We start from the raw sequence: 9337 nt of genomic DNA, 5'->3' as shown, positions 1-9337 counted from the left end.
AAACAACCGAGCCTGAAGGGAGTGTATGGCGGTATTACTATAAGCCGGGAAATACTTGTCCGGCTTCCGGCATTTACCGCTGCACGAACTGTGGTGATGAAGTGACGTGCAATAAAGATGATCCTTTGCCACCGCAAAATCATAGGCAGCATAATGTCCCAGGTGACATCCGATGGGAATTGGTAGTGATGACAAAGACGAAGTAACTTACTAGGCCGTCTACGGACGGCTTTTTTATACCTGCCAATCAGCTGGATTTACCATAACATCCGATTGCGCGCACCGCTAAAACGCGCTGAACGCGATTCTGCCGCAAACACCGCAAAAAGAGATGTTTTCCCCGGGGTAAACCGGAAAAATGCGTCAGGCTCGCTTTCAGCTCACTGCATAGCTATGCATGAAAGTGAATGACGATCGGTTTGGGCGCATACAGTGCCCATGAGACACATTTTCGGACATTTTCAGTTCGTGAATCCCTGACTCATTGCTACATATCTGAACAGACACCCCTGGCAGCGCCCCCAGGGGCGTCCTGTAAAAAAACACACCGCGCAGCTAGCAGCACCCCTAATATAAGATGATGTTTTTTATGAAAATAGTCAGTACCACCCCTAAAAAGCGGTGTCGGCGCGGTGTTGTAGCTGCGCCAACACCGCTTTTTTAAATATCACAAAGAGAGCAAGAAGAACTAATTTGTCATAACTCTCTATTTATAAAGAAAAATCAGCAAAAAATTGTTTTTGCGTGGGGTGTGGGCATTTCGGGCATGAGAACAGACTCGCGTTTTTCCGGAGTATCAGCGGAATTATTGATTAAGAAACACTCGACGCAGAGCGAAATTTTATGCAACAGCGGCTGCACTGCACAGGGATTATTTATCAGTTGATATGCTGTGCCATGATACGTCCTAAAGAAACAGGACAGGATGTGCAATTGTAATACCGTCGCCCGCAACGTCTTACAATTACCACCTGCTCAGGGTCCCCCCGACACCCGGAACTGACGGAGAACAACGGAAGGTGAACAAACAACAACAAACTGCGCTGAATATGGCGCGATTTATCAAAAGCCAGAGCCTGACACTGCTTGAAAAACTGGATGCTCTGGATGCCGACGAACAGGCGGCCATGTGCGAACGACTGCACGAACTCGCAGAAGAACTCCAGAACAGCATCCAGATTCGCTTTGAGGCCGAAAGTGAAACAGGAACATAACGAAGCTGACGGAGGCGGTCACGGCTTTCCCGTGGGCGTTTTCGTCAGCAGACAAGCCCGTCAGGGCGCGTCAGGGGGTTTCGGGGCGAAGCCCTGAACCAGTCACGTAGCGATAGCGGAGTGTATACTGGCTTAACCATGCGGCATCAGTGCGGATTGTATGAAAAGTACGCCATGCCGGGTGTGAAATGCCGCACAGATGCGTAAGGAGAAAATGCATGTCCAGGCGCTTTTCCGCTTCCTCGCTCACTGACTCGCTACGCTCGGTCGTTCGACTGCGGCGAGCGGTACTGACTCACACAAAAACGGTAACACAGTTATCCACAGAATCAGGGGATAAGGCCGGAAAGAACATGTGAGCAAAAGACCAGGAACAGGAGGAAGGCCGCGCCGCTGGCGTTTTTCCATAGGCTCCGCCCCCCTGACGAGCATCACAAAAACCGACGCTCAAGTCAGAGGTGGCGAAACCCGACAGGACTTAAAGATACCAGGCGTTTCCCCCTGGTGACTCCCTCGTGCGCTCTCCTGTTCCTGCCATTCGGTTTACCGGTGTCACTCCGCTGTTATGGCCGCGTTTGTCTCATTCCACGCCTGACACTCAGTTCCGGGTAGGCAGTTCGCTCCAAGCTGGACTGTATGCACGAACCCCCCGTTCAGTCCGACCGCTGCGCCTTTTCCGGTAACTATCAACTTGAGTCCAACCCGGAAAGACACGACAAAACGCCAATGGCAGCAGCCACTGGTAACTGATTTAGAGGAGTTAGTCTTGAAGTTATGCGCCTGTTAAGGCTAAACTGAAAGAACAGATTTGGTTACTGCGCTCCTCATAAGCCAGTTACCTTGGTTCACAGAGCGCCAACTCTTAGAACCGTCGAAAAACCGCCCGCCAAGGCGGTTTTTTCGTTTACAGAGCAAGAGATTACGACGAGAGCATCACAATCTCAAGAAGATCTTTTCTTAACATACAATACAACTGTATCTCATCTATTTTTGACTCTTCCAGAAGCGATGATCTCTATCAAAAAACACGATATAGAACACATTATCTCTCAGAAATCCGGCGACTCTTCTTTTCTGCCCGCCAATGTTTTTTATAACCCCCCAATCCTCATCAGAGGATATCTCATCTGGGCATCTAAAATCGTTTACAGCTGACTCAGGAAATCGAGTGTAGTTAGTAAACACACCGTCAGAAATCACTTTAGTGATTCCATTCGCCGTTAGATAAACCAATTTTTCAATGAGATCAGGTAGGCTACCATCATCTTTCCATGTATTTATGGACTGCCCAACATCATCGACGTTATGAAAATGCTTAAAACTAATAGATATAAATCTATCAGTCGTTTTCGCTGTGCTCTTTGAAGGTTTTGTTTCCTCATTCCTCGAAGAGCTTCGAATGCTTTTGCCTCTCTTTGGCATATAATCATCCCTCAGGCATTAGCTTTTCAAATTCATTAAGATTATCAAATAACGGGATTGCATCAAAAGCACCTGATAAATAATCATTCCCATATGATGGCTTCAATGATCTTTGTTTCTCTTTGTACTCAACCAAAGAATAAAGATGGCTACTCCCTGACTTTACATCCTTGTCAACAAACCAAATTTGGTCTCGTCTAAAGCAATCAGTATTCATTAAATTAACATCCTGAACTGCAGCGATTACTTGGCTAAACCCTTCACTTTGCGCATGAAATATCCTAAATAAAAACTTAGATAAAAGGGTATGGAACTTTGAATCGAACTCATCAACCAATAATAAGTTATTGTTAATCATGGCGTTATAAATAGGCCCAAGGAGATAGACTATCTTTTTGGTCCCCTCTGATTCAAAATCAATGGGAACCGAAATCTCCCCATTAGCAGTTTTTTTCACGACTCTAAGAGAAAATACTTTTTGATTTTTTGCAAAATTCTGAATCGAGCTGAATAAATTTTTTAAATTATCATCATCTGTTTTTATGTTGCCAAACGGAAATTCAGGCGCAACTTCATCAAGATAAATATCATTAATCTGAAAGGCTGGTAATATTTTTTTTAGCCAAGCTTTAAAATCTTCAGATTCATTTATAAGCTTCATGGTAATTCCAGTAAACATTCCTTCGTTAGAACCAGAAAGAAATACCACATTACTAAACCAATTCACAACACGCTTTGAGTGCTCCCCATTAAATCCAGCAACAACAGAAACAAAGGGAACATCTTCTCTTGTCTTCTGAATGACCCCATCCTTTATAAAAAGATTTGACTCGCTAAATGCTGCTTTATTTATTTCAATAAGTTGACCATCTCGCTCAAAGAGAATAGTCTCCCTTGTTTTTGGCGTGTAGTACAACCACTCTTCTTTTATCTTCCCTTGAAATAAAGATAATCCGTATCTGTATTTAATCCCATCCGCAATAAAAGTCATTTCCATTTCAGATGGTTTAGTAGGCCCCGCCTCATCAAGTAAAAAAGGGACTACATTCTTCGTAATGCCACTTTCGATAGCTTGCACAGAATGCAGGACAATATCTTTCATTAAAGATATTGTCTTCATGAGATTAGATTTTCCGCTAGCGTTAGCTCCGAAAATCAAAGCAGACTTCAGTATCCGCTCATCCCTTACTGACACTACATTAGCCAAGTTTATATCGTCTTTCGATGACGACACCGCCAACATGCTCATATTTTGAGCTTCCATGAAGGAAAATGCGTTTGAAAGACTAAAGTTAACCATCATAAGAACACCCCTAACAACACCCTTAAACTCAAAAATTGCACAATATTGACAAAATTCTAGATTAAGAATAGCATAACCCCGTACTAAAACAACAAAAGGGTCCAATAGACAGCACATTATGAGTAGATAAGTTAACGACCAGCTTAAAAAGAGGTGTATATGAAGTTTTTTCTATACCAAATGGTCCCATTTGCCTCAGTGATTAGCTCAGCAGTGCTGGCTTTTCACTCGGTATCTGGGTGGGGATGGTTCCTTTTTGTCGCGTTTATGCTCAGTGGCGCTGACACTGTAAAAAAATACGTAGGGAGTGAAACATGAATGAGGAGAAGCAAAAATTGTTGAAGTAAGTGGGTTAGCCTGTACCACCAGAACTAACCCGTAACAAACCATACGCAAATGCGGCGCTTGAGTACCACCTCAAGTGCTTTGATAAAGCCAGCCACAAGATCTGTTGGTTGCTACAGTACAATTTTGATAGCAAAAATCAACATTCATGTGGCGAAAATAGGAAATGCAACATGCAGACGGACGAGCCTCAGGCATACATTTTTCGCCCTTACATAACGGTAAAGGGCAAACGGATAACCCGTCCTAACGGGGGAATGTTTAAGATCCCAATTAATCGGGAAAAGAAAAAACAATAACCACCGAAGCATGCAAGCTTCGGTCCCTAACTTAGTTTATGTAAGGAAAGCAACATGGCCTTTTATGTAGATAGCACAGCGAAATTTTTAACAAAAACAACCGAGCCTGAAGGGAGTGTATGGCGGTATTACTATAAGCCGGGAAATACTTGTCCGGCTTCCGGCATTTACCGCTGCACGAACTGTGGTGATGAAGTGACGTGCAATAAAGATGATCCTTTGCCACCGCAAAATCATAGGCAGCATAATGTCCCAGGTGACATCCGATGGGAATTGGTAGTGATGACAAAGACGAAGTAACTTACTAGGCCGTCTACGGACGGCTTTTTTATACCTGCCAATCAGCTGGATTTACCATAACATCCGATTGCGCGCACCGCTAAAACGCGCTGAACGCGATTCTGCCGCAAACACCGCAAAAAGAGATGTTTTCCCCGGGGTAAACCGGAAAAATGCGTCAGGCTCGCTTTCAGCTCACTGCATAGCTATGCATGAAAGTGAATGACGATCGGTTTGGGCGCATACAGTGCCCATGAGACACATTTTCGGACATTTTCAGTTCGTGAATCCCTGACTCATTGCTACATATCTGAACAGACACCCCTGGCAGCGCCCCCAGGGGCGTCCTGTAAAAAAACACACCGCGCAGCTAGCAGCACCCCTAATATAAGATGATGTTTTTTATGAAAATAGTCAGTACCACCCCTAAAAAGCGGTGTCGGCGCGGTGTTGTAGCTGCGCCAACACCGCTTTTTTAAATATCACAAAGAGAGCAAGAAGAACTAATTTGTCATAACTCTCTATTTATAAAGAAAAATCAGCAAAAAATTGTTTTTGCGTGGGGTGTGGGCATTTCGGGCATGAGAACAGACTCGCGTTTTTCCGGAGTATCAGCGGAATTATTGATTAAGAAACACTCGACGCAGAGCGAAATTTTATGCAACAGCGGCTGCACTGCACAGGGATTATTTATCAGTTGATATGCTGTGCCATGATACGTCCTAAAGAAACAGGACAGGATGTGCAATTGTAATACCGTCGCCCGCAACGTCTTACAATTACCACCTGCTCAGGGTCCCCCCGACACCCGGAACTGACGGAGAACAACGGAAGGTGAACAAACAACAACAAACTGCGCTGAATATGGCGCGATTTATCAAAAGCCAGAGCCTGACACTGCTTGAAAAACTGGATGCTCTGGATGCCGACGAACAGGCGGCCATGTGCGAACGACTGCACGAACTCGCAGAAGAACTCCAGAACAGCATCCAGATTCGCTTTGAGGCCGAAAGTGAAACAGGAACATAACGAAGCTGACGGAGGCGGTCACGGCTTTCCCGTGGGCGTTTTCGTCAGCAGACAAGCCCGTCAGGGCGCGTCAGGGGGTTTCGGGGCGAAGCCCTGAACCAGTCACGTAGCGATAGCGGAGTGTATACTGGCTTAACCATGCGGCATCAGTGCGGATTGTATGAAAAGTACGCCATGCCGGGTGTGAAATGCCGCACAGATGCGTAAGGAGAAAATGCATGTCCAGGCGCTTTTCCGCTTCCTCGCTCACTGACTCGCTACGCTCGGTCGTTCGACTGCGGCGAGCGGTACTGACTCACACAAAAACGGTAACACAGTTATCCACAGAATCAGGGGATAAGGCCGGAAAGAACATGTGAGCAAAAGACCAGGAACAGGAGGAAGGCCGCGCCGCTGGCGTTTTTCCATAGGCTCCGCCCCCTGACGAGCATCACAAAAACCGACGCTCAAGTCAGAGGTGGCGAAACCCGACAGGACTTAAAGATACCAGGCGTTTCCCCCTGGTGACTCCCTCGTGCGCTCTCCTGTTCCTGCCATTCGGTTTACCGGTGTCACTCCGCTGTTATGGCCGCGTTTGTCTCATTCCACGCCTGACACTCAGTTCCGGGTAGGCAGTTCGCTCCAAGCTGGACTGTATGCACGAACCCCCGTTCAGTCCGACCGCTGCGCCTTTTCCGGTAACTATCAACTTGAGTCCAACCCGGAAAGACACGACAAAACGCCAATGGCAGCAGCCACTGGTAACTGATTTAGAGGAGTTAGTCTTGAAGTTATGCGCCTGTTAAGGCTAAACTGAAAGAACAGATTTGGTTACTGCGCTCCTCATAAGCCAGTTACCTTGGTTCACAGAGCGCCAACTCTTAGAACCGTCGAAAAACCGCCCGCCAAGGCGGTTTTTTCGTTTACAGAGCAAGAGATTACGACGAGAGCATCACAATCTCAAGAAGATCTTTTCTTAACATACAATACAACTGTATCTCATCTATTTTTGACTCTTCCAGAAGCGATGATCTCTATCAAAAAACACGATATAGAACACATTATCTCTCAGAAATCCGGCGACTCTTCTTTTCTGCCCGCCAATGTTTTTTATAACCCCCCAATCCTCATCAGAGGATATCTCATCTGGGCATCTAAAATCGTTTACAGCTGACTCAGGAAATCGAGTGTAGTTAGTAAACACACCGTCAGAAATCACTTTAGTGATTCCATTCGCCGTTAGATAAACCAATTTTTCAATGAGATCAGGTAGGCTACCATCATCTTTCCATGTATTTATGGACTGCCCAACATCATCGACGTTATGAAAATGCTTAAAACTAATAGATATAAATCTATCAGTCGTTTTCGCTGTGCTCTTTGAAGGTTTTGTTTCCTCATTCCTCGAAGAGCTTCGAATGCTTTTGCCTCTCTTTGGCATATAATCATCCCTCAGGCATTAGCTTTTCAAATTCATTAAGATTATCAAATAACGGGATTGCATCAAAAGCACCTGATAAATAATCATTCCCATATGATGGCTTCAATGATCTTTGTTTCTCTTTGTACTCAACCAAAGAATAAAGATGGCTACTCCCTGACTTTACATCCTTGTCAACAAACCAAATTTGGTCTCGTCTAAAGCAATCAGTATTCATTAAATTAACATCCTGAACTGCAGCGATTACTTGGCTAAACCCTTCACTTTGCGCATGAAATATCCTAAATAAAAACTTAGATAAAAGGGTATGGAACTTTGAATCGAACTCATCAACCAATAATAAGTTATTGTTAATCATGGCGTTATAAATAGGCCCAAGGAGATAGACTATCTTTTTGGTCCCCTCTGATTCAAAATCAATGGGAACCGAAATCTCCCCATTAGCAGTTTTTTTCACGACTCTAAGAGAAAATACTTTTTGATTTTTTGCAAAATTCTGAATCGAGCTGAATAAATTTTTTAAATTATCATCATCTGTTTTTATGTTGCCAAACGGAAATTCAGGCGCAACTTCATCAAGATAAATATCATTAATCTGAAAGGCTGGTAATATTTTTTTTAGCCAAGCTTTAAAATCTTCAGATTCATTTATAAGCTTCATGGTAATTCCAGTAAACATTCCTTCGTTAGAACCAGAAAGAAATACCACATTACTAAACCAATTCACAACACGCTTTGAGTGCTCCCCATTAAATCCAGCAACAACAGAAACAAAGGGAACATCTTCTCTTGTCTTCTGAATGACCCCATCCTTTATAAAAAGATTTGACTCGCTAAATGCTGCTTTATTTATTTCAATAAGTTGACCATCTCGCTCAAAGAGAATAGTCTCCCTTGTTTTTGGCGTGTAGTACAACCACTCTTCTTTTATCTTCCCTTGAAATAAAGATAATCCGTATCTGTATTTAATCCCATCCGCAATAAAAGTCATTTCCATTTCAGATGGTTTAGTAGGCCCCGCCTCATCAAGTAAAAAAGGGACTACATTCTTCGTAATGCCACTTTCGATAGCTTGCACAGAATGCAGGACAATATCTTTCATTAAAGATATTGTCTTCATGAGATTAGATTTTCCGCTAGCGTTAGCTCCGAAAATCAAAGCAGACTTCAGTATCCGCTCATCCCTTACTGACACTACATTAGCCAAGTTTATATCGTCTTTCGATGACGACACCGCCAACATGCTCATATTTTGAGCTTCCATGAAGGAAAATGCGTTTGAAAGACTAAAGTTAACCATCATAAGAACACCCCTAACAACACCCTTAAACTCAAAAATTGCACAATATTGACAAAATTCTAGATTAAGAATAGCATAACCCCGTACTAAAACAACAAAAGGGTCCAATAGACAGCACATTATGAGTAGATAAGTTAACGACCAGCTTAAAAAGAGGTGTATATGAAGTTTTTTCTATACCAAATGGTCCCATTTGCCTCAGTGATTAGCTCAGCAGTGCTGGCTTTTCACTCGGTATCTGGGTGGGGATGGTTCCTTTTTTTTGTCGCGTTGAGTGGCGCTGACACTGTAAAAAATACGTAGGGAGTGAAACATGAATGAGGAAGCAAAAATTGTTGAAGTAAGTGGGTTAGCCTGTACCACCAGAACTAACCCGTAACAAATACGCAAATGCGGCGAGTACCACCTCAAGTGCTTTGATAAAGCCAGCCACAAGATCTGTTGGTTGCTACAGTACAATTTTGATAGCAAAAATCAACATTCATGTGGAAAATAGGAAATGCAACATGCAGACGGACGAGCCTCAGGCATACATTTTTCGCCCTTACATAACGGTAAAGGGCAAACGGATAACCCGTCCTAACGGGGGAATGTTTAAGATCCCAATTAATCGGGAAAAGAAAAAACAATAACCACCGAAGCATGCAAGCTTCGGTCCCTAACTTAGTTTATGTAAGGAAAGCAACATGGCCTTTTATGTAGATAGCACAGCGAAATTTTTAACAA

Annotated in this window: 8 protein-coding genes; 4 read left to right on the top strand and 4 right to left on the bottom strand. The window is 43.7% G+C overall.

Annotated elements, in window-relative coordinates:
- Positions 1 to 1019: 1019 nt before the first annotated feature.
- Together EOS97_RS26530 and EOS97_RS26515 are read left to right on the top strand one after the other, a co-directional pair.
- Complete coding sequence (locus EOS97_RS26530; protein ID WP_001041631.1) at positions 1020 to 1214, top strand: Rop family plasmid primer RNA-binding protein; 195 nt, start codon at positions 1020 to 1022, stop codon at positions 1212 to 1214.
- Positions 1215 to 1850: 636 nt separating this feature from the next.
- Complete coding sequence (locus EOS97_RS26515) at positions 1851 to 1964, top strand: replication initiation protein (protein ID WP_072101919.1); 114 nt, start codon at positions 1851 to 1853, stop codon at positions 1962 to 1964.
- A 234-nt stretch (positions 1965 to 2198) separates the two neighbouring features.
- Here EOS97_RS26515 and EOS97_RS26510 read toward each other — a convergent pair whose 3' ends face one another.
- Positions 2199 to 2636, bottom strand: coding sequence for a hypothetical protein (locus EOS97_RS26510; protein ID WP_052918195.1), 438 nt, complete (start codon positions 2634 to 2636; stop codon positions 2199 to 2201).
- Between the two features lie 4 nt (positions 2637 to 2640).
- On the bottom strand, positions 2641 to 3939 hold the full coding sequence (locus EOS97_RS26505) for an ATP/GTP-binding protein (RefSeq protein WP_063109619.1): 1299 nt from the start codon (positions 3937 to 3939) through the stop codon (positions 2641 to 2643).
- Positions 3940 to 5696: 1757 nt separating this feature from the next.
- On the opposite strand from EOS97_RS26505, the gene EOS97_RS26495 reads away from it, so the two are divergent.
- Positions 5697 to 5891 carry a Rop family plasmid primer RNA-binding protein gene (locus EOS97_RS26495; protein WP_001041631.1) on the top strand — a complete coding sequence of 65 codons (195 nt, stop codon included), beginning with the start codon at positions 5697 to 5699 and terminating at the stop codon, positions 5889 to 5891.
- Positions 5892 to 6522: 631 nt separating this feature from the next.
- Complete coding sequence (locus EOS97_RS27345; RefSeq protein ID WP_127836229.1) at positions 6523 to 6639, top strand: replication initiation protein; 117 nt, start codon at positions 6523 to 6525, stop codon at positions 6637 to 6639.
- A gap of 234 nt (positions 6640 to 6873) precedes the next feature.
- Here the strand turns inward: EOS97_RS27345 and EOS97_RS26480 are convergent, their stop codons facing one another.
- On the bottom strand, positions 6874 to 7311 hold the full coding sequence (locus EOS97_RS26480; RefSeq protein ID WP_052918195.1) for a hypothetical protein: 438 nt from the start codon (positions 7309 to 7311) through the stop codon (positions 6874 to 6876).
- A gap of 4 nt (positions 7312 to 7315) precedes the next feature.
- Positions 7316 to 8614 carry an ATP/GTP-binding protein gene (locus tag EOS97_RS26475; RefSeq protein WP_063109619.1) on the bottom strand — a complete coding sequence of 433 codons (1299 nt, stop codon included), beginning with the start codon at positions 8612 to 8614 and terminating at the stop codon, positions 7316 to 7318.
- Positions 8615 to 9337: the final 723 nt, after the last annotated feature.

The organism is Salmonella sp. SSDFZ54 (genome assembly GCF_004010735.1).
GTDB classification, from domain to species: domain Bacteria; phylum Pseudomonadota; class Gammaproteobacteria; order Enterobacterales; family Enterobacteriaceae; genus Salmonella; species Salmonella enterica.
The sequence above is the reverse complement of the archived record's forward strand: the minus strand, read 5'-3'. Positions and strand labels throughout refer to the sequence as shown.